The organism is Halogranum gelatinilyticum (assembly GCF_900103715.1).
GTDB lineage: Archaea > Halobacteriota > Halobacteria > Halobacteriales > Haloferacaceae > Halogranum > Halogranum gelatinilyticum.
On record NZ_FNHL01000004.1, the window covers coordinates 94,065 to 113,923 of the forward strand.

The 19,859-nt window shown below is 57.5% G+C and carries 17 protein-coding genes and 1 pseudogene; 9 read left to right on the forward strand and 9 right to left on the reverse strand.

The features are described 5' to 3' along the window. Positions 1-7 precede the first annotated feature (7 nt). From BLR57_RS13975 to BLR57_RS13990, 4 genes and pseudogenes are all read left to right on the forward strand, one after another. Positions 8-247: pseudogene (locus BLR57_RS13975) on the forward strand (DUF488 family protein, N3 subclade); the annotation flags it as partial. A 75-nt stretch (positions 248-322) separates the two neighbouring features. Next, a complete protein-coding gene (locus BLR57_RS13980) occupies positions 323-769 on the forward strand; it encodes a universal stress protein (RefSeq protein ID WP_089698574.1) in 447 nt (148 codons plus the stop codon). Then, positions 756-1,274 (forward strand): hypothetical protein, encoded by a 519-nt coding sequence (locus tag BLR57_RS13985; RefSeq protein ID WP_211603275.1) that lies wholly within the window; start codon positions 756-758, stop codon positions 1,272-1,274. Before BLR57_RS13980 ends, BLR57_RS13985 begins: the two co-directional genes overlap by 14 nt. A 312-nt stretch (positions 1,275-1,586) precedes the next feature. Next, on the forward strand, positions 1,587-2,078 hold the full coding sequence (locus BLR57_RS13990; protein ID WP_089698577.1) for a hypothetical protein: 492 nt from the start codon (positions 1,587-1,589) through the stop codon (positions 2,076-2,078). 542 nt (positions 2,079-2,620) lie between these two features. Here BLR57_RS13990 and BLR57_RS20040 read toward each other — a convergent pair. Next, positions 2,621-3,127 (reverse strand): DUF7342 family protein, encoded by a 507-nt coding sequence (locus BLR57_RS20040; RefSeq protein ID WP_089698579.1) that lies wholly within the window; start codon positions 3,125-3,127, stop codon positions 2,621-2,623. Between the two features lie 549 nt (positions 3,128-3,676). Between BLR57_RS20040 and BLR57_RS14000 the strand changes: the two genes are divergently transcribed. The 3 genes from BLR57_RS14000 to BLR57_RS14010 all read left to right on the forward strand — a co-directional run bounded on the left by BLR57_RS14000 (position 3,677) and on the right by BLR57_RS14010 (position 4,984). Next, the gene (locus tag BLR57_RS14000) at positions 3,677-4,108 is read left to right on the forward strand and encodes a hypothetical protein (RefSeq protein ID WP_139173360.1); all 432 of its coding nucleotides are present in this window, start codon (positions 3,677-3,679) and stop codon (positions 4,106-4,108) included. Between the two features lie 84 nt (positions 4,109-4,192). Further along, complete coding sequence (locus tag BLR57_RS14005; protein WP_089698584.1) at positions 4,193-4,495, forward strand: ribbon-helix-helix domain-containing protein; 303 nt, start codon at positions 4,193-4,195, stop codon at positions 4,493-4,495. Further along, a complete protein-coding gene (locus tag BLR57_RS14010; protein ID WP_089698586.1) occupies positions 4,496-4,984 on the forward strand; it encodes a PIN domain-containing protein in 489 nt (162 codons plus the stop codon). It begins immediately after the preceding gene. A gap of 58 nt (positions 4,985-5,042) precedes the next feature. Here the strand turns inward: BLR57_RS14010 and BLR57_RS14015 are convergent, their stop codons facing one another. The 7 genes from BLR57_RS14015 to BLR57_RS14045 all read right to left on the reverse strand — a co-directional run bounded on the left by BLR57_RS14015 (position 5,043) and on the right by BLR57_RS14045 (position 15,283). Further along, positions 5,043-7,889, reverse strand: coding sequence for a type IV secretory system conjugative DNA transfer family protein (locus BLR57_RS14015; protein ID WP_089698588.1), 2,847 nt, complete (start codon positions 7,887-7,889; stop codon positions 5,043-5,045). Further along, positions 7,889-8,800, reverse strand: a complete 912-nt coding sequence (locus tag BLR57_RS19015; protein ID WP_139173361.1) for a DUF8128 domain-containing protein — start codon at positions 8,798-8,800, stop codon at positions 7,889-7,891. Before BLR57_RS19015 ends, BLR57_RS14015 begins: the two co-directional genes overlap by 1 nt. A 136-nt stretch (positions 8,801-8,936) precedes the next feature. After that, the gene (locus BLR57_RS14025) at positions 8,937-11,006 is read right to left on the reverse strand and encodes a VirB4 family type IV secretion system protein (protein ID WP_089698592.1); all 2,070 of its coding nucleotides are present in this window, start codon (positions 11,004-11,006) and stop codon (positions 8,937-8,939) included. Next, entirely contained in the window at positions 10,999-12,090 is a 1,092-nt protein-coding gene (locus tag BLR57_RS14030) for a TraC-like domain-containing protein (protein WP_089698594.1), read from the reverse strand. The genes BLR57_RS14025 and BLR57_RS14030 overlap by 8 nt, the downstream gene beginning before the upstream one ends. An 8-nt stretch (positions 12,091-12,098) precedes the next feature. After that, positions 12,099-13,145, reverse strand: a complete 1,047-nt coding sequence (locus tag BLR57_RS14035; RefSeq protein WP_089698596.1) for a TrbL/VirB6 family protein — start codon at positions 13,143-13,145, stop codon at positions 12,099-12,101. Between the two features lie 64 nt (positions 13,146-13,209). After that, entirely contained in the window at positions 13,210-14,823 is a 1,614-nt protein-coding gene (locus BLR57_RS14040) for a DUF8186 domain-containing protein (RefSeq protein WP_244510039.1), read from the reverse strand. Between the two features lie 52 nt (positions 14,824-14,875). Further along, positions 14,876-15,283 carry a DUF7985 family protein gene (locus BLR57_RS14045; protein ID WP_089698598.1) on the reverse strand — a complete coding sequence of 136 codons (408 nt, stop codon included), beginning with the start codon at positions 15,281-15,283 and terminating at the stop codon, positions 14,876-14,878. A gap of 376 nt (positions 15,284-15,659) precedes the next feature. Here BLR57_RS14045 and BLR57_RS14050 point away from each other — a divergent pair, with 376 nt between their 5' ends. Both BLR57_RS14050 and BLR57_RS14055 read left to right on the forward strand, forming a co-directional pair. Continuing rightward, a complete protein-coding gene (locus tag BLR57_RS14050) occupies positions 15,660-17,048 on the forward strand; it encodes an ATP-binding protein (protein ID WP_089698600.1) in 1,389 nt (462 codons plus the stop codon). Positions 17,049-17,134: 86 nt separating this feature from the next. Beyond that, on the forward strand, positions 17,135-17,800 hold the full coding sequence (locus BLR57_RS14055; RefSeq protein ID WP_089698602.1) for a metallophosphoesterase family protein: 666 nt from the start codon (positions 17,135-17,137) through the stop codon (positions 17,798-17,800). A 186-nt stretch (positions 17,801-17,986) separates the two neighbouring features. On the opposite strand, the gene BLR57_RS14060 is transcribed toward BLR57_RS14055, so the two are convergent. Then, the gene (locus BLR57_RS14060; RefSeq protein ID WP_170830649.1) at positions 17,987-19,753 is read right to left on the reverse strand and encodes a restriction endonuclease; all 1,767 of its coding nucleotides are present in this window, start codon (positions 19,751-19,753) and stop codon (positions 17,987-17,989) included. Positions 19,754-19,859: the final 106 nt, after the last annotated feature.

Sequence of the window (19,859 nt, forward strand, 5' to 3'; positions counted from 1 at the left end):
CCCTTTCAAAATGCAAGGCCTGTGTGACGAAGGGGCGCACAACGCTGCGTGGGACGACGTCGAGTTCGAGACGCGCTACCGGTCACATCTCGCCGACGACGCCGATGCACAGCAAGCAATGGACGAACTCACAGACCGTCTCCGTGGCGGTGAACAACTGGCATTAGTCTGTTTCGAGAATACGAACCAGAAACGCTGTCACCGGACGCTGCTTCGAGCGGTTCTCATCGAACAGCTGGAGCCGTAGTGGAAACCCACCAGTACCTTCGAAGAGAGTGCCGCAGGGAACAACCATACTCTTAGCTAACCTACACAACTCACGATGTACACCACCATCCTGGTCCCCACCGACGGCAGTGAAACGGCCAGTCGTGCCGTCGACCACGCCATCGACCTCGCCAAGCAATACGGCGCAACAGTCCACGCCCTCTCGGTTGTCGACGTGAGTGAACTCGGTCTTCGAACACCCACAGAGATCGACCCAGCACGACTCCGCCAGCCTCTCCGAGATCGCGCACAGAGCGCGGTGGATGCCGTCGCACGAGTCGGAAAGAAAGCCGGCATTGACGTCACCAAAGCTATCAGAGTTGGCGTCACACACGAGGTCGTTACCGACTACGTCATCGACAACGACATCGATCTCGTCGTCATGGGTACACACGGCCGGCGTGGTCTCCCACACGCATTTCTCGGGAGCGTCACCGAGCGCGTCATCCGGACGTCAAATGTCCCAATACTCGTCGTTCACCCGCTCGATGACTCACCGTAGCGACGGTCGACGGAAACAGAAAGTCGACGCCACGGTCAGCAACGCGTACAAGGCAACTGGTGATTTCGAGACGTGGAACGCCTGGGCACAGCTCACGCTTGGACAGATGCTGTTCGATGATCTGTACATCCAACGGCACTGTTTCGATTACCTCGAGTCGGGTGAGCGGGCAGTGTTCGATAGCATACTCACAGAACGCCGCCCGGGAGCGGAAGCTCCTTTCGTCGCCGACGCAGGTCGGATGTTCGAGGCCACCTCGGACGCGCTCAATGACTACGCTGCCGGTGAGGTTTCGGCCGACACCGCAGCAGGGGCCATCCGTGCCGAACTGCGTGACGCCGAGTGGCTCCCCAAACACGTCTACAACTGGGGGAGCGAGGACGCCCGCCACGTTGACTTCAGCGACCCGGCACTCGTCGAAGCGTTCATCACGTGGGGGAAAACTGAGTCACCGGACCACCTTCGTGAGCAACTCTTCGACTTCCAACTCCCCAAATCTGCGTAGGTTACTGACGATATTTTTACAGAGTTTCTCTCGGAATACATTGGCCTCTCTTTCGAAATTGAGTGATTGTGGTAGCACACGTTCTTGGAGTCAACTCACACACCGGGTTTGACCTCCCCCGGTTTTCTGAGAACAGACGAAACGTACTCTCTCAGAAAGACCGTACAATCGGCTTCGGAACTCCGGTGTGTCTCATCTGCCACAGTATATGTACAAAGCAACACCAACAAAATATCGGATATTCTAGAAATTTTCACAACACTTTCAAAACCGGAATCTTTGCCTCACAGTACAGCCCTCACACTTGTAGGAATGGTTGGCATCGAAGACCTCGACTCGAAGTCCAAAGACATCATCTGGGCACTCTCTCAGATGGGTGGCAAAGCAAACACGAGTGAAATCCGCCGGTATACAGATATCGACAACACGACCATCATCAATTACCGGTTGAAGGGAAAGCTCGGGCCAGACCAGTTTGGGCTTGTCGAGACAGAGCAACCCCCAATGGGAGATGGCCCACTCCCAGCGAAGATCGCGACGCTCACTGACGCGGGTCACGAATTCGCAGACGAACTGTATTCGCAATCTGTGACCGACGCCGAATCGCTCGTCAAGGAAATCGAGCGGTTGCAAAACCGCGTCGACGATCTCGAGTCAGAACTCCAGGCGGGCGAAACCAACAGCGAGCCGGACGATGTCGATGAGCGGATTGACACGATTTGGAACGCGACAATCGCAATCCGTGACTACCTTATCGAAGAACACGACGCTAATCTCGAACAGTACCATCCACGGAATCGGTGAGAGACAGAACTTGGCGCTTGCGCGCTCGCTCAACGAAAACGACTATTTCCGAATCTGGTCTTCGAGCAGGTCAAGCAACTCCCAGAGGGCACTAGCTGGTGTCCGGGCATCAAGACTGGCTGGTGAGTACTCGTATTTCGCGTCTGATGTGGGTCGTTCTTGGAAGTGAAACCATCCCTCAACGTGTGGATTGGGTTCATTATGAAACCCACAGTCGTAGCTACTGGACTCGCTGTAGTGCAATTTGAACATAGCCTCGAAGTGAGTTCGCGGTCCAGCAGTCGTCTGATCTGCGGGGTCTGGACGAGAATCGCTTTCGGTGACAGTTGGTGAGGGGTACCACACGAGTCGAAGCGTCGCGGTTTCAGCGTCACGTCCGAAGTACGTCGGAGAAACTGCCGCACCCACTTCGGCATACGCACCGTCTGGCTCGCCCCACGCAGCCTCGATAGCAGGGTGTTGCTCGAGCTGCTGGCGAAGCTGGCGAAGAATACGGTGACGCTCAGCACCTGGCTCACGACTACCAGACGGTGGTTCGTCGGTCATGCCGACGCTGGGCGTGACGAACTGTAAGTGTCGTAGTGTTCGAGTGCGTCCCGCACTACTGACAGCCGATACTGTGCGTACTCCCAATCGGAGACCGCTTCGAGACGCTCTCGTGCTTCTTCCGGAGAGAGACTAGCCGTTGCAATAGACGTTCTGAGTGCAGTTGGTGACTCGACATCATACGTGGTTGAAAACGACGCCAATTCTTCTTGGAGTTCAACTGCTTGCGTAGCGAGTTGGTCTTCGGTATTTGTGTGGATGAGTTCGCGAATATCTTGTGAACGCGTGTAGATTGCATCAGGACTGTACCCAGTGCCACGGTCAGTCGTGGTTGTTGTGAGTACACCGAGTTCAGCCAGTCGTGAGAGATGACTCCGGGCGGTATTCTCCGAAACGTGCGCTTCCTCAGCAATCCAGACAGCGGTACGTGGCGTTGAGAGTGTAAGAGCGACGCTCTTCACCCGGTCAAATGCAGATGTTTGTTCAACCCAAGTCTCGCTCATGTGATTGACTTTGAACTCGAAAGCAATAGTTCTATCTCTGGCTCAAGTTATGGGATAGAATCGACATCCACGATAACGAGACAATCAATCTTCGTAACCAATCTCTACGCTGGGAACTGCCTCTAGAGCAAGGACTAGGGGCCAGCACCTGCAAAGCGATAGCGGACCTGATAGAAGAAACACACCACTCTTCCGGAACTCTCAGAAAGTGGATTTCGTGAGTAATCGAACGGTAGAGGAGCTGAAGCGCACGTTCCACCGTTAGCAACAAGATTTTGGAACAGATTCTCGCCCGTTGGATGGGAGAACAGACGAAACGTACTCTCTCTGAGAGACTGTACGAGTGGCTCCGGAACTCCGGTGTGTCTCATCGCCCATTTCGTGTGTACAAAACACCATCGCCATGGGGTGTCTATTCTTCTAGAAATCCACCCTACACCTTCCAAATCGGAAGCTTTGCGTCCTAATACGGCCCTCACTTACCTAAGAATGGTCGGTCTCGGAGATCTCGATTCGAAGTCCAAAGACATCATCTGGGCACTCTCTCAGATGGGTGGCAAAGCAAACACGAGCGAAATCCGCCGGTATACAGACATCGACAACACGACAATAATCAACTACCGGCTGAACGGCAAGCTCGGACCAGATCAGTTCGGACTCGTTGAGACAGAGCAGCCCCCAATGGGAGATGGCCCACTCCCAGCGAAGATCGCGACGCTAACCGACGCCGGCCACGAATTCGCCGACGAACTGTATTCGCAGTCTGTGACCGACGCCGAATCGCTCGTCAAGGAAATCGAGCGGTTGCAAAAGCGCGTCGACGATCTCGAGTCAGAACTCCAGACGGGCGAAACCAACAGCGAGCGAAATGACGTCGACGAGCGGATTGACACGATTTGGAACGCGACAATCGCAATCCGTGATTACCTCATTGAGGAACACGACGCTGATCTCGAACGGTACCATCCACGGAACCAGTGACCTGTAGCAAACACTGAACAAACTCCTCCCAGAAGGTGAGTGACCAACACATTTTCATTGTTGTGGGTACAACGTACATACAACATGAACACAAAACGAGTGAATTTTCGGCTTCCTGAGGAGCTAGTCACGCAAGCCGATATCGCCGCCAAAATAACGCACAAAAATCGCACAGAAGTGCTTATCGAGGCACTACGCCGGTACCTCGAGGAGATCGAATCCGAAGAAAAGTTTCGAGAAGCAGTTGTAGAACTCTACTTGAATGATCAAATCGAATTTGAGGCACTGGTAGACGTTATCGGGCGGCAAGATGCAGAGGCGGTCCGAGCCTCTAAGCAGGTACTTGACCGGGGGGAAGAGTTGGCAGACGAACTCGCAGGTCTCTGAATGATCGTTGTCGATACAAGTGCGTTCATCTCGCTTGCAGTTGGTGATGTTCTCCAGCAGACATTGACAGAGTTCAACGTATTGACTACACAGGTCGTCATCGAAGAGCTAGAACAAACAGCCGACTACGACGATCGCCATGGACGTGCTGCGGCAGATGTACTGACTCTCGTTGATCACTTCGAAGTCACCACGACAGGCCCGACAGAATTGGAAACGAGCCGAATCGACGCTGGCGAAGCGAGTTGTGTAGTCGCAGTTCGGGAAACCGAGGCACCATTTTTCGTTACTGACGACTACCGTGCACTTCCTGAGTTACAGCGTCTAATCGATGCTGAAGTCGCACTGTCTCCCATCGTTCTCCGCGCCCTCGTCAAGCGGGGGGCACTCACAGATGATGAGGCAAGGAACATCCTTGGGGAAATCGCTGAGCAGAGAGATTGGCTTGGTGCACCAATCTATCGGTACGCACGACAGTTGCTCGAGTGAGTGTTGGAAGACAAGGTTAAGACCTCAAAAGTCGCGTGTGAAGCTGCCTGGCAAACGATTACAGAATTAGGTCATCGCTCGTCCCATCGCAACTGTCCTGCGACGACCCCTCAGAAACAGGTCTCATTCCAGCCATTAGCCCCTCCACCTCTCCATCCGAATAGCCGTCTTGAGTAGTGTCCGTATCCGTTCCATACTCTGACAACGGCGTACACTCCCCACCGACAACCACCTGCAATTCTTCGTACTTTGACCCTGAGTCAGGGACGACAACGAACAGAAAGTCCTCCGAACGCACATCACGCGGAAACTCTCGTTCGGGGACGAACGGCTCATACACTCGCCCCCACTCAGCCTCGAACTCGTCAATCGAACTGTAGCGATACGTCCGGTCCCCACACTCAACAGCGTATTCCCCACTCGCGCGGTCGACAGTGTAGTAGGCTTCGACGTCCGAGGGCGAGACTGCATCTAAATCCTCGACACCACCGAGTTGGACATGAATTGACCCACCGGAATCCCGGTTAATGAGCCCGCTGTCGGTTTCGACCCATTCGCTTCGCGTGTTCGATTGTGGTCGGACGGCTGTTCCGTCTTCACCCACAGAGAGCGTCGTCGACGTCGTGTAGAACGTCCGTGATCGGCCATCCACCTCACTAACACATGGTGGGTCCGTCAGGATTGACACACCGCGCTTTGCCCAATACGCAACGTCTCCGTGTTCTGCCGACCCATCCTTACAGACAAACACGCAACGTCGTCCAGCCTCGATTGCTTTCCGGAGGTTGGTGAGTGTCTGCATCGGCTTCGAGAGCGTCGTCGTCTCTGCCTCAAGTGCGACTTCACGGCCGTCACTCACGGTGGCACAGACTGGATACTCTGTCTCAAGCTGTTCCAGACGTCGCTGGACGTCCTGCGGTGTGCTCGCTTTCATTGGGTCGATGGGCAATGCTGCAATCCCATCTGGGAGCTCACCACCGTCCTGCGTGGGAAGCGTCACGTCGAATCCCGCCGCAGTGAACGCCTCGAAGGCTTCTCGAAGGACAAACCGATGCTCGTCTCCGCCGCCACTCGCCGCAGTGCCGGTGTTGAACAACCATCCCTGGCCTGTTTGTGTAAGCCGGACTTGCATCCGTCCATCGCGTCGTCGCGCGTCGAGATACTCACCAGTCAGACGCTCGCGAATGTTGGAGAGTTGACTCTGCTCGAGCGGTTTATTCGTCCGTCTCTTCATCGCCTCGTTGACCTCCGAGACGAACATCCACTCACGCGCTACCCGAATTGACTGCGCGTAGATCGACTGCAGCATGAGTGCTGCAACATCCTGCTCACCGCCACGTGTACCATCACTGTCGACAACAGAGCCACGACCTGTCGACGCGTCGAATCGGAGTTCCGAGCGAATTGTCTTGTCGTCCAATCGGTCGTTCCCGTACCGGTCGAGACTCTCCCGAATTACCTGCTCAACATCTTGTCCATCCCGTTGGGGAACCATCGCTGGGAACGTCTGCACACGGAGTGGGTCAGTCCGTTTACCCTCGTCGAGCGCGAGTCGAACCCACGCCTGGTACTGTGGCGTACTGTTAATCGTGTCTGCATCAAGGTCCCCGAACCGTTGGGCGAGTTGCCGGGCATCGTTCGGATTCCCGGGCCGGAACGTCAGGAGCGTATCACAGTTCCCGAACATCGCTTCCCGCGTTGCCTTCGGGAGTTGAGAGGGCTGTTGGCAACAGAGAGTCACGCTCATCCGCATCGCCCGCGCCTTCGAGAGCATCCGTTCGACGTCAGCATCAGGGGCGACGACGGCATCGAACTCATCAACGACCAGAAAGAACGGCTCTCTGTCCGCCAGTGGGACTCGCTTTCGGGCTTTGATCGTCGCCCACACGCGACGCATCACAGCCGTCGCAATCATCTGGCCGATAGTCGTGCTCTCGGTAGCATTGCGAACGATGACGAGTTTCCCTGACTCGACGGCATTGGCGATGTTGATCGGCGACTCACGATGCGCAAGCAACTGCCGAGTCACCGGGTTCTCAACCCACGGCTGGAACCGACCAAGTAGTGGCTCTAACTCTGAGTCGCTCAACTGAGCGATTTTTCGGGTATACTCACGAATGAACGGGAGTTCTTCCTCGTCGACGAGGGCAGCGAACTGTTGACGACTACTCTCCGAGGCAAGTGCGAAGTAGACGTCCAAGAGCGTGTATTCGTACTTCGAGCGCTGCATCGCCCGCAGCATGTTTTGCGTCACCCGATCCATTCGCGCACCCCAATACCGGTCCGCTCGCAGGAGGGCAACGAGGTCCTCGGTCAGCCCCTCGATAGCGGCGTCGTACTGTGGGTGCGATGGCTCGAATCCGACATCGAGAAAGTTGAATCCGACTGTCCGGTCTCTGTCAGCCCCTGGTTCAATCCAAATAACGTCCGCAAGGCGCGCTTCAGGAAGTGACTGCAACACATCGTAGGCGGTGTCGCCCTTCGGATCAATGAAACAGAAGCCGTGGTCACCGCGGGCCCACTGGTACAGGAGGTTCTGGAGGACCGTGCTCTTCCCGTATCCTGTGGTTCCGAACACGCCAAGGTGCTGAAAGAGGTTCTCGAAGGCAATCCCCGCCTCGCGAAGTCGGCCACGGCCATAGCCGACCCACGTCGGCTGTCTCGATTGCTCCGCTGAATGCTCTAACAGTCGTTGTGGCCACTCACCGACAACAGTTTCGAGACCTCCAGTGGCCGTCTCGACGGTCCGTGTCAGTTCTTTCCCGCGGCGAGTCTCCGTCGCTCGGATGTCGAACCCGTCTGGGAGCACAGACTCCTCAGGAGCCACCTCTGAAGCGCGTCTTTCCGCTGTATCCTCTTCCGATGTCTCTCCCGTCCCAGAACCAAACAGCGAACGCCATCGCATCAGGATTCACCCTCGAACGACGGGGCTCGGTCCGGAACGACGTCGTAGGAACTCACAGGATCTCCATCGACAGGCGGTGTGAGTGTGGACATCGACGGGACGTGTGCGACGCCAGCTAGCTCGGGGGTCGTGAGAAGCCCATAGCCGTATGTCGTCACCTCGCGTGTAGCAACGGCCTCGAGAACAGTCCGAAGGTCGTCACCGCGAAGGAGCTCCTGTCGAAAGCCCTGGTTGCTCTGGGAAGTATAGTACCGTTTGAACACGCGAGCGATGGTCCCAGCGCGGGTGATTGCTGTCGACGCCGTGTCCGCCTGAACCACAATACGAACGTCTGCGTGAAACGCCTGCATACCCGCTTGGGCTTGCACGACCTGTGCCGTCTGTCGCTGTGCCTTGGACGCCTCAATTTCGCAGACGCCACCGAGTGATTCACGAACTGAAGGGCTTCGAAGTCGTTCGGCAACCATCTCGATGCTGTCGGCAGTCCACCCACCTCGCACCCACGAGTTTTTCGCGGGTTGGACGACGACCTGCAGACCGGCTCGCAACTCACCGCCACCAAGCAACTCGGCAACGAGTGGGCCATAGGGGTCCGCTTTGAAACCCTCAACGTCGTAGCGACGAATCGGTAACAGGCCCTCTCGTCGAAGTGGCAATGCGACCACGGCTGTCGGCTGTCCCGTCGTCAGTGCGAAGGCACCTGTCTCAGTCGTCACTGTTGCGTCACGATACTGGCTCCGAGCTTGCTCAAGGAGCGACAACGATTCGTCTCCAGACGTAAACACACAGCTCACATCACCACGGTCGTTCCACAGTTCGAAGGAGACGGTCGGACTCAGGTTTCGACCGAGCCAGTCTGTCTCGACGCGATGCAGCGATGGCCATAGCTGTGTGGCGTCTTCGAGACTCACTGTATCCGACCGGGGGCGAACGCGAACAGTGGACTCTCGGGTTCCTGCTCGCGCTTCTAAATCCTCTTGATTCTGACTGTTTAATACGTGCGTTCGCGGCCCTCCTTGCAACCATTGCCGGATTGCGGCAAGCGAGTCACGCACCATGGTTCCGGAGCTCCCTACGTGTCTGTTCAGTCGGATCGAAGTCGATGACCCGCTTCTCGTGCTCCATCGCTCTGACCTCCACGCCACGCCACTCCCCATCGACACCCACTAACGCGTGAGAAAATCCCGCTTCCTCGTTGCCAGGCACAGCGTCCTGCACAAATCGCATCTGGGCGTGGTTCAACCCGAACTCGTCGGCCCACTGTTCGTCCATCCCATCCAACCGATGGAACTGCTTGATTGCACACTGGTCCAAGATGGCCTCGGATTCGGCGTGCTCGAAGAACTCGTCGACGGTCTGGGTCACCAGTCGAATCGAGAGGTCGTGGTGACGGTGATGCCGGAACACCGTCTCTAAGAAAGACAGGCTCGCTGCGTCCTGCATGATGTAGCGTGCCTCGTCGATGACGAAGACGACCTCCTTGTCCGTCTCCTTCGCACGCTCATACACCAGCGAAATCAGTAGTTGCATCACGAGACTCGTCGCACCACCGACGCTGCCTTCCTGTTGGGCCAAATCGAGGTAGACGACCTTCTCGTCGTGGATGTCGAAGTCCGTCTCCCGACCGAGATTCTCGTACTGCCCTCCATCCTCGAAGGGTCGGAGTTGGTCAATGAGCCACGTGGCGTCATCGAGGAGTTTCTCGGCCTCGGCTGGAGAACGAACGACGAACTCCTCTGGTTCGTTGATGAGATCTTCGAGCACGTCCAAGACGTCACGCATCGTCGGGCTCTCTTTCGAATGCGTCTCAACATCTTCCGTTATCCCACGCCGACTGTACGCTTCCCGAACAGCCAACTCCAGAGTTGTGCGTTTATCCCCCAGCTCGATATCGCGAAGCGCGAAGTAGTTCGCGAGGAAGCTCAACACGTCTGCGAGCTTTTCCGAAAAGGGGCTTGCGTCCTCACCCATCGCCCGTCGAACGTGTTCGGGCGTGGGCTTGATCTCTAATGGATTCAACCCGAGTGTTCCACCGACGGTCACTCGTTGTCCGCCGAGTGCTTCGGACACACCAGCCCAGTTGTTCAGTGGTTCAAGCACCACACCGATTCGGTCTTCGCTCTGTTCGATCGAGCGGATGAAGTTCTGTTTCGCGCCGAAAGACTTCCCGGAACCAGGGTCGCCGACGGTGAACATCGCATAGCCGTTTTCGCGTGCGAACGGATCGACGACGACGGGACTACGGACGTCCTTGTGAATACCGACCTCGACCCCACCGTCTTCAAGAATCGTCGCACTATGCGGCGACGCCAACAACGCACCGACAGCACCACCCAAGGCAATCGACTCCCGCCCGAGTTCGTTCATCCCAATCGGTGCGGCCGACTGGAGGGCTTTGTCCTGGACACAGATGGCTGTCTTTGGCGACAGGTTCGCTGGGTCGTCACGAAGTGTCCGTTTGACTTTCCGAACCGAGTCACGCAACTCCGAGCGATTGTCTGCGCGGACCGTGACGAACGTCGCCTGGTCGAACACTTGGTGGCCGGATTCGACAGCCCGATAGGTCGCCGCAGCCTCGGCAGCACGTTCTTGGAGATACGAACTGCGCACACTCTGTGCTAACTCAGCGTCGACCTGCAAGTCGTCGGCAACCTCCTCAAGCTCACTACGAGCGCGTTCGTAATCGCGCGGACGGACGTGGACCGTCAGGTCGAACTGGACGTCAGTGAGTTCGAACAACGCACTCAGATAGCCATCCTTCGGATAGTCGGGATACCCGGCCACGTACAGCGTACTCGTCCACTGCTCACCAACGCGTGCAGCACGAGTCTCCCATTCAATCGCATCCGGGGCAGTAACGTTCCGTTGGGATTCAGAGACGTCGTCGGTGCCACCCTCTGCGGTCAAGAACTCCACGAACTCGACTGTTTCTGCTTGCTCCGTGTCACCTTCTTCATCACCCACGTCTCGGTCCGCATTCCACCGGAAATAGAGGGAGATCCCCGTGACAGCAAGCAGTGTAACCCCAACAGCCAACCCCATCGTTGACGTGGAACTATCAACTACAGAGAATACGTCGTTCACAACTGTGCTCCCCTGAAGCACTGGCTCACTCATTGTCGTCCCTCCGAGTCGAATCCCCGACGACTGGCTGTTCACGAACTATCGACTCCGGCGTCGACTCGCGATGTTCGACGCCGTTCCAATACTCCCAGTTCAACGTGAACAGCTCGACAGTACTGAGTCGTCGTGCCGACCATCCCGAGGCTTTCTGAATGAACTCCGACTGGACGGCTCTAAGCCGCTTATCGAGCGTTTCCAGCATCCGACTCCGACGCTCACTCTCCGTGAGGTCCTCTCGTCGCGTGACAAACGGGGTGAACAGCACGCCAACTACCGGAAGTTCAGTGAGCCGCTCCGCAGGCGTTGCTTCCCGACGATTCCGTTGATACACCTCCAGCGGATGAACTTCGATGCCGATGAAGTATCGAACCTGTTGGATGCCACGACTCCGCATCTCCGCAGGACGTTGCTCACGATACTCTTCGAGAAGGGTCTCGAAGACAGGGTTTGTACCCACGTCCTCGTCACTCAATCGGCCGTCGATTCGTTCGACGATCGATTCAACCGGGAACGATTGCGTCGTCGCGTGGAACTTCAGTTTCCACGAGACCTCGTTGTTCGCAAACTCGGCACCGGCAGCCTGGAGTGTTGCCCAGTCGTCGGACATCGCGAAGTCCATGTTGCCAGGTGTGACCTCGACAAACGCTTCCATCGCACCATCGGTCCGTTGGACTGCGTTGGCACCGCTCCACGCACGTTCGATGGAAGTCAACTCCTGAGTGCGCTCTCCAGTCATGAAGGGAACACGGTCGTCAGTCGGCGTGACCGGCTCACCGGGTGGTGCGTGAACAGACAGCGACGGCCGTTTCAGATAGTGCCAGACCTGTCCAAGCCATGCCGGTGCTGTCAGATGCCGTGGTGTGATGTAGATGATGGCACTCGCCAAACCGGCACCACCCACGAGCAGCGGCAGTGCAAGTGACTCGACGCCAACGAGTCCAGCAAACAGGAGGCCAGCGACTGGAAGCGCGATTAGGACGCCCACGTCAGCCTCGTCGATGTTCAGATAGGGAATCCGACTCTCTTCTCCGAGTTCGGTCATGATCCGTCGTGCTGCAGCAGTGTCGTCTGTGTCCATTGTCGAATCTAGGGGTCGTTCTTCGTACGTCGATACCGCGGCTGGTGCTCGTCGTCCTGTTCAAACCGCTTCGAGACGCGGCGCACGGTCTCGCGCTTCGCCGCTTGTCGTGCGCCCCGATATGCAACCGTACGCGCAACTGTTGGACCGGCGACGGAGCCGCCGACGGCAACTGCACCGACGGTCCCGACGGTCCGTGTCGTTGCCGCAAGTACCCGCGATGTAAGCGGCGTCGCATACTGGAAGGTCTTCCACGAGAGAACCACGGCGACGACAGGCAGCGACGCCGCAACGAGAAATTGCAGGTAGACCGTCGTTGGCGAGAGAATCCCCTGCCCGTACAGGAGGTCGTACCCACGGAAGACGACAGCAGCCGGCAGGGGAAGCAATGCAAGTGGAATGAAACGCCTGCAGAACCCATCCGCAATGTCGGCGACGACTGGGACGTTGCCGTAGGCGAGTGCGACAGCGATAGGCATCCCGTACAGGTAGACGTACAACAGTACGTGTCGGATGTAGAGAAACGCCTCAAGTGCCCACATCGAGAGCCCACCGACAGCGGCGACGACGAACGCGAGTGCGGGGTTCGAGATTGAGACGGTGAGAAAGCTAGTCATCGCCGTTGCAACCGACTGCACACTCGGAAGGAGTGCAATCGTGAGTGCTTCAACGAGGTACAGAGAGACCGAGCCAATCCAGTACCACATCACGACGACCATTGCACCGACCCACGCCGTCTTCGAAGTTCGCCGAGCGGCGTAGGCACTCCCGACGTTGAAGATACGCAGGGTGTGGCGAGCTTGGACGCACACCACGAGGATGAGCAAGGCAAGTAGCGTCACCTCGCCACCCACCAGTGCATCACGGAGTTGTGGCCACGGCGCGTTCGACGGGACGCCAAAGATGAACGAGCCGTTCGTCTCGGGCGTTGGCGTTCCAAACAACTCCGCTGAAAGCTGCTGATAGCCACCGTTGAGTCCGTCGATGAATTGGGCAGTAATCCACTCGAGCGCTTGCTTGAAGCCTTCGAGGACGACGTCGATTAGTTCAACCACAGTGGAACCTCCGGAGTCCACGGTGGCGGCCGAAACAACTGCTCGTAGACGTGTTCTGAATCATTCACAGAAACCTCTGAATATCGAAGATATTGAGGAAGGCTCGCCCGGCGGCGTAGACAACGGCAAACGGAATCAGGTTCCAGCTGACAGTGAGTGCGAGGTGCCACCAGCCACTGCGTGTCGACAGCGGGTGCCACCTAATCGTCTCAGTGGATGAGGCATACGCAGGCTCGGCCGTCAACCATGATTCGGGGTGGTATCGAACAGTGTACACACCCGGTTGCGAGAGGGTTACGGTGGCGACACCACTCGAGTTTGTCTCGACGCGTTGACCGGCAATCGTGATGTATCCATCTCGATCGTCGAATCTGATCGGTTGACTTCCACGCTCAGGGTCGGCAAGGACAATTGGGTCGCCAACGTCATGGTAGAGTTCAATCCGAACCGTCGCTTCCGAGGCGTCTTGCTCAACAACGCGCACCGAGAGATTGCTCTCTCGAATGCGTGTCCGGTTCGTCGACTCCGCTACACGAGCCGTCACACCACGGACGATACCGATGACTCGAACGTCGTCGAGTGACCCAGATGACGTCCGCACGGCAACACCGTATGAGGTCTTGTACGTCCCATCAACGACTTCGACACTGATGTTCTCTCCAAGCGTTTCCTCGGCACCACGGCGTTCGATACCCCAGACTCGCTGGAGTGTCGGTCCATCTCGTACCGGCTGTGTTCGCGGGCCAATTCGAGAGGGATACGCGTGGACGTACACCGGGTGTGCATCCGAGTGCTCCACTGTGGTCCCACCAGCGTTCGCACGAACCACTCGGTCCCACTGTGGATTCCGAGCGGTGTAAAATCGCCAGACGCCACGAACTCGGTGGTCACTCATTCCGTCGAGGACATAGCCCTGCCACGGTAACGGCTGAAAGACCGCAATCTCCGTCTTACCGTTTGGATACGTCGCCGCCGATCCAACGGCGTCGAGATCGTAGACAGTGACAGACTGTGAATCAGAGATGGTGAGAGTCTCCACTGATTCGTTTCCACCTGTCGTCTCGACACGGACCCGGATGTCCGCCTCCAGTGTGAGCGTCGTCGGACCGCCTGAGAGTTCGCCGTACGTCAGCGTCGGTGTCTGTGTGTCACTGACTTCGTCGATGACTCTCCCTTCTCGGAGCACCCTCACTGCGGTGACCTCGTGGCTGACGACGCTGAGAGACTGATTACCCATCGTCTCTCGGATGCGGTAATCAACGAGGCCACGAACCGTGCCGTTCGGGGCGATGTATAGCGGCGTCTCGCCTGAAGCGATGTGTGCTCGTGTCGAGGGCTGCACTGCAAACGTCGTCGCGTGGGCGTCGGCGATGTACGTCCCGTTCCGTGTATCAGCATGTGGGGGATACACCGACTCCCGTACGCCACCGGGCCGGAGATCAGTGAAGTCATTTCGTGTCCACGTCGCCGCAGTCGCCGGTGGTCGCTTGAACGAGATGTCCGTCGCTGCGGCAACTGCCTCGACACCCGTTTGAGAATTCTCTGGAACGCCTGTGTCGGCGTCGCGAGACCACACTGTCGCGGACTCGTTCTGTGAGAGTCCGTTATCCTCCCCCGACGCATTGTTGCCCACGACGACGCCAGCCCAAAGACTCACCACGACACAGACGGCGAACACCCCCGCAGCGAGCGAACGACAAGCAGACATGAACTGAAGAATCAGTATCTGTCTACCACGGTGCGAGATTCACACAGTCGGCCAGTGGCAAGTTCATAATTTCCCCGGCGACGCTGTATAGCGACCCGAGCACGAGAAGAATCACTGCGGACTTCAGTGCCGAGCGTTTGTGTTCTTTGACGCCTTTCTTCTGTTTGGGGTTCAGGGTAAACAGCTCAAGAAGCGAATCAGCTTGCCAGACGATAACCAACCCGACGATGCCGAGACCAGTCGTAAGTTGAAAGAAGCCTTCAATGATGCCGGGGAGTTTACTCGTCTGGCAGATGGCGTTCGTCGTCGATTGGGCGAACGCTGGCTCAACGGCGACGAGTGCAAAGAGTGCGAGCGGAAGTGCTCTTCCCACCCACCGATGTGTTCGTGATGCTGTTCGACTCGTTGTAGTGTTGCCACTCTGTGACATTGTGTCTGAATAGCGTCTACTCTGTGTGACCGTCGACGGCCTCGAAGACGGTCAGGCGAGCATCGCTGCGTGTCCGTTGAGTATCGCAAGCCAGGATATAAGTCTGAACATTCGGTCGAAGAATTAACTAGCAAACAGAGTTTCTAGAAAGAAAATTGGTAGAGAAGAGAATAATCAGTAGGTGTGATTTTTCCAGGGACAGACAGTGGTACGCTGAACGACAGGGTATCCTAAGCAAGCCAACGACATTGAGGAGAGATTCCCCACGAAAAAGCGTACACCAAAGTATTCTATTTGCGATTAGCATACTCTTGAGTACGATACTTCAGAGTACGCTATTCGGAATAATTATCTCGATGTGCTCTCAACACAACGTATGGACGAGTTCGTCGACCGAGAGGCCGAACTAGCACGGCTGGAAGAACTGTATGAGTCACTAAATCCAGAACTGGCAGTCATTTACGGCCGGCGACGGCTGGGAAAGACCGAACTCGTCAAACAGTCACTGCGCGGGCGGGAAAACACGGTTGTCTACCAAGCACGCCAGAAGACCAAGGAGTTACAGTTACAGCAGTTCGCCGAAATCGCAGCCAAAGAATTCCCCGGTGTCAGTCGCATTCAGAATGACTGGGAATCGCTGCTTGGTTATTTGGCCGAGCAAGACGCCATTATCGTCCTCGACGAATTTCCGTATCTCATTGAGGAGGATGCGAGCCTCCCGTCTGTGTTGCAGGCGATGTATGACTATGAGTTGGATGACGCAGCCCCCACGATTGTACTCATTGGGTCTTCGATTAGCATGATGGAGGAGGCAGCACTCCTTGGGAATAGCCCGCTATATGGTCGTGCTTCGGTCAAACTCGATGTTCTCCAACTGCCATTCAGTGCTGCAATGCAGTTCTTCAAGCACACATACACACCCGAAGAGCAGGTCCTGCTGTGGAGTGTCTTCGGTGGAACGCCGTATTATCTCGAAGAGGCAGCAACGGCGACGAACCTCAGCGAGGCAGTCTCAGAAACAATTCTCGCACAACACGGGTCATTGCACAACGACCCCGATTATGTCCTTCGGATGGAGCTAACTGAGCCGACACGGTACTTCGCTATTCTCGAATCGATCGCTGGTGGCGCAACAGTGCGAAACGAGATTGCACAAGCGTCGGGAATCGACAACAACCAACTCTCGAAATACCTGAACCGTCTAGAGCGACTTCGGCTCATCGAACGACACGTCCCAATCACTGAACAAAAAGAGCGGTCTCGCCGGGGGCGATACCGAATACTGGACCCGCTGTTCCGGTTTTGGTTCAGATTCGTCTACGGGACTGGGACTCGCTACGACGACTTCGGCGACGACGCGTTTGCCACACTGGTTGAACCTGAGTTGGCAGATTTCGCAAGCGGCGAGTTCGAGCGTCTCTGTCAACACGCCCTCCGTGAACTGTACCCCCAGTACACAATCACCGACGTCGGTCAGTGGTGGTTCCGTGAGCACGAGGTTGACGTCGTCGGATTCACCGCTGGAGACACACTCATCGCCGGCGAATGCAAGTTTCAACAATCTCCGTTGGGGTACAACGCCCTTGCATCGCTCGAGGACCACGTCGACGAACTACGTTGGACACCACCAGGTGGTGGCGAACGGTCCTGTGAGTACGCGCTGTTCAGTCGGAGTGGATTCAAGCAATCCGTCACAGAGGCAGCCAGTGAACGGGAGAACATCCGTCTAATCGATCTTCCAGAGATTGTCGAGAAACTCGAATAGGATACAGAGTTAGGCACGGGCCCCACCGATGAGTGCGGATGACATGGAGGAGACAGAATCAAACCTGTCGACACAGATGCAGACGTATGAAGCTCGGCCTCATTTCCGACGTCCATGGAAACCTCCCAGCACTCGAAGCAGTTCTTGAGGATCTGCCAGCGGTCGACATGATCGCCTGTGCTGGTGATGTCGTCGGGTATAACCCGTGGCCAGCAGACTGTGTCGAGCGAGTCCGGGAGGTCGCCGCTATCACGGTTGTTGGCAACCACGACCGTGCGGTCGGTGATAGAGAGTCGTTCCGTGCGAACTCGATGGCACTGGCCGGAATCGAATATGCGCGAGAGGAACTCTCTGATGAACAGAAAGATTGGTTAGCTGAGCTTCCGCGGAAAGCAACGCTCGCCGACGGGTCAATCCTCTTGGTCCACGACCATCCTACCGTGCAAGACCGCTACGTCTTCCCTCGGCATTTTCCGGAGGTCAGACCTCACATCGACGAGTACGATGGAGCCGTTCTCGGTCACACACACAGACAGCACAAAGCTCGTATCGATGGTCGACTCATCGTCAATCCTGGAAGCGTGGGACAGCCTCGTGACGGTGATTCCGACGCCGCCTATGCCGTTCTGGATACCGACGCTCTCGAAGTTGAACTCCACCGTGTTGAGTACGACATCAATCGGGTCATAGAGCGCGTTGAGGAAGCAGGACTCCCACCAGAAATCGGAACACGCCTACTCGATGGCTCATGAGGAGTGACAACTGCTCCGTGGTGAAGTGACGCTCGAGCATCGTCGCATCCATCTCTTAGATAGTTGAACGATGAGTGTGGCCGTCGTATGCTATTCGATGTCACAGTTTGAGACGTCCACGCTGGACAGGGAGCCTCACGCGAGAGCCACCAAGCCGACGACAGTCGCAATGAGTGCACTGGAGTGTCAGCCGGTCGTCGATGAGAACAGCGTCTGCTGTACCACCAGCTGCTCAATCACGACGAGAGCACCGTAGAAGACAACACTGGCTCCGACGGCCGCATAGGCCACGGTCTCGGTGGGAATCGCCGTCTGTAGTTGCGAGAGGCCGGTGAGCCGTACCGTGAAGTACGCCGTCCCGGCGAGGAGCGCGGCTCCTCCCCCGACGAGCACCCACGACCGGCGGAGCACTCTCGTACGTGACCGTCGGACGAGTAGCGCGAGGCCGCCGATAGCGACAGCGGAGACGACCAGAAAGAGGTCGGAGCCGAAAGCGATCGACGGGGGGAGAGCACCTAGGGTATGAGCGACCCACACCAGATAGCCCGTCAAGACGGTGCCGGCGACGAAAGCGATCAGTCCGCCCCGGAAGAGCCGACCGGTCGCATCGACCGTCACGCAGACGAAGCCACACGCGACCGCGAGCTCGACGAGCGGCCGAACCACACCCACGTCGCCGAACGGGACGCCGACACCCGAGAGGAGAACTCCACCGGCGACCGCGATGCTCCCGGCGAGGCCGAATACGGTCGACGGTTCGTGGACGGGGACGTAGGACTCCGTCAGGTCGTCCAGTCGCCACTGCGCCTCGATGTGGAGGCTCCGAAGGACCAGGGTGTGGAGCCCAAACGCACAGAGCCCGGCGACTGCTGGGAGCCCCACAGTGGGTAAGGGGGGTATCGAGCCGACACCCCGCCCGGTCCAGTTCGCGACGGGGCCCAGCAACGGCAGCACGTAGCAGAGTCGCACGAGGTTCCCGAACGACATCGGCCCCGCGAGGGTTGCCCCGACGACACCAGCCACGCTCGCGAGTCCCCCGGCGAAAGACAGGAGACCGACGAGAGTGGGTCCGAGCCGTGCGCCGACCTCGGTGTAAACCATTCCGACGGAGGCAACTGTCAGCACGAATCCAACCATCGCCAGCACGAGCCAGCGGTCGAAGCCGTTCTTCGCCATCCGCAATCGCGGGGAAATCCCCGCGAGTGGGATGACCGAACGGGTTCCGAGCGTCCAGCTGACGAGCGGCAGCTCCCGGCGGCCGAACCCGCGTTCGGCGAGCGAGTTCCCCCCGCGTATGAGGTTCTGTCCCCATAGGTCCTCGTCGTCAGATTCGCGGGGGCCTTCACCGTCCTCAGTCGCGAGTACAGGGTCGTATCCACGGAGCCGCAGTTCGGCTCGCCGGAGTGCCCGCTGGGTGGACCGAAGTGTCTCACCGACGTCCTGAAGGGCTCGGCCGGCCACGACTTCAGTGGTCCCGACGGTGTCGGCAAGCCGTCGACGAACGCGTTCGACGACGGTTCGGGATTCTCTGTGTGCGACCCACGCAGCGAGCTCGTCGTCGTCAATCCCGAGTTCGCCTCGATAACGCCGATAGAACGCGACGCTCGTGTGGTTCCGTATCAGCCTGATGAGGTCGTGGCCGTCGATTAATTTCACACCCAGATCGGCTGCCCGGTCGTGCGCCTGTGAGGTGAACCGTCCGGTCGTGACGAGCAGCCCCTCGTCGGCGCCCACCTGATACTTCATCGCAAAGTACTGTTGGATCTCCGGGCTCCCGACTGTGTTCGACTCTTTGTACCGCTTCGCCTGTATCGCCGTTGTCTTCCCCATCGGTCCGCGTTTCCGTGCGATGACGTCAATCCCGTTGTCCCCGGATGAGGGCCGTTCGACGGTCTTGTACCCCATCTCCTCCCAGAGCTCGGCGACGAACCGCTCGAACCGGTCGTGGTCCATTCGTCGCAACGAGTGCAGCGACGGGTTCGGCGGAGCGATGTCGTCAGGTCCGGTTGCCGAAGCGTGCAACAGCCGTTCGGTGAGTCGTCTATCTGCCATCGAATCG

Bases quoted from the DNA above. Each gene is read 5' to 3' on its own strand.
- BLR57_RS13985 (WP_211603275.1), top strand. From the start codon at position 756: ATGACTCACCGTAGCGACGGTCGACGGAAACAGAAAGTCGACGCCACG.
- BLR57_RS14025 (WP_089698592.1), bottom strand. From the start codon at position 11,006: ATGAGTGAGCCAGTGCTTCAGGGGAGCACAGTTGTGAACGACGTATTC.
- BLR57_RS14015 (WP_089698588.1), bottom strand. From the start codon at position 7,889: ATGCGATGGCGTTCGCTGTTTGGTTCTGGGACGGGAGAGACATCGGAA.
- BLR57_RS14045 (WP_089698598.1), bottom strand. From the start codon at position 15,283: ATGTCACAGAGTGGCAACACTACAACGAGTCGAACAGCATCACGAACA.
- BLR57_RS13990 (WP_089698577.1), top strand. From the start codon at position 1,587: ATGGTTGGCATCGAAGACCTCGACTCGAAGTCCAAAGACATCATCTGG.
- BLR57_RS14055 (WP_089698602.1), top strand. From the start codon at position 17,135: ATGAAGCTCGGCCTCATTTCCGACGTCCATGGAAACCTCCCAGCACTC.
- BLR57_RS14060 (WP_170830649.1), bottom strand. From the start codon at position 19,753: ATGGACCACGACCGGTTCGAGCGGTTCGTCGCCGAGCTCTGGGAGGAG.
- BLR57_RS14000 (WP_139173360.1), top strand. From the start codon at position 3,677: ATGGGTGGCAAAGCAAACACGAGCGAAATCCGCCGGTATACAGACATC.
- BLR57_RS14005 (WP_089698584.1), top strand. From the start codon at position 4,193: ATGAACACAAAACGAGTGAATTTTCGGCTTCCTGAGGAGCTAGTCACG.
- BLR57_RS14050 (WP_089698600.1), top strand. From the start codon at position 15,660: ATGGACGAGTTCGTCGACCGAGAGGCCGAACTAGCACGGCTGGAAGAA.
- BLR57_RS20040 (WP_089698579.1), bottom strand. From the start codon at position 3,127: ATGAGCGAGACTTGGGTTGAACAAACATCTGCATTTGACCGGGTGAAG.
- BLR57_RS14010 (WP_089698586.1), top strand. From the start codon at position 4,496: ATGATCGTTGTCGATACAAGTGCGTTCATCTCGCTTGCAGTTGGTGAT.
- BLR57_RS14030 (WP_089698594.1), bottom strand. From the start codon at position 12,090: ATGGACACAGACGACACTGCTGCAGCACGACGGATCATGACCGAACTC.
- BLR57_RS13980 (WP_089698574.1), top strand. From the start codon at position 323: ATGTACACCACCATCCTGGTCCCCACCGACGGCAGTGAAACGGCCAGT.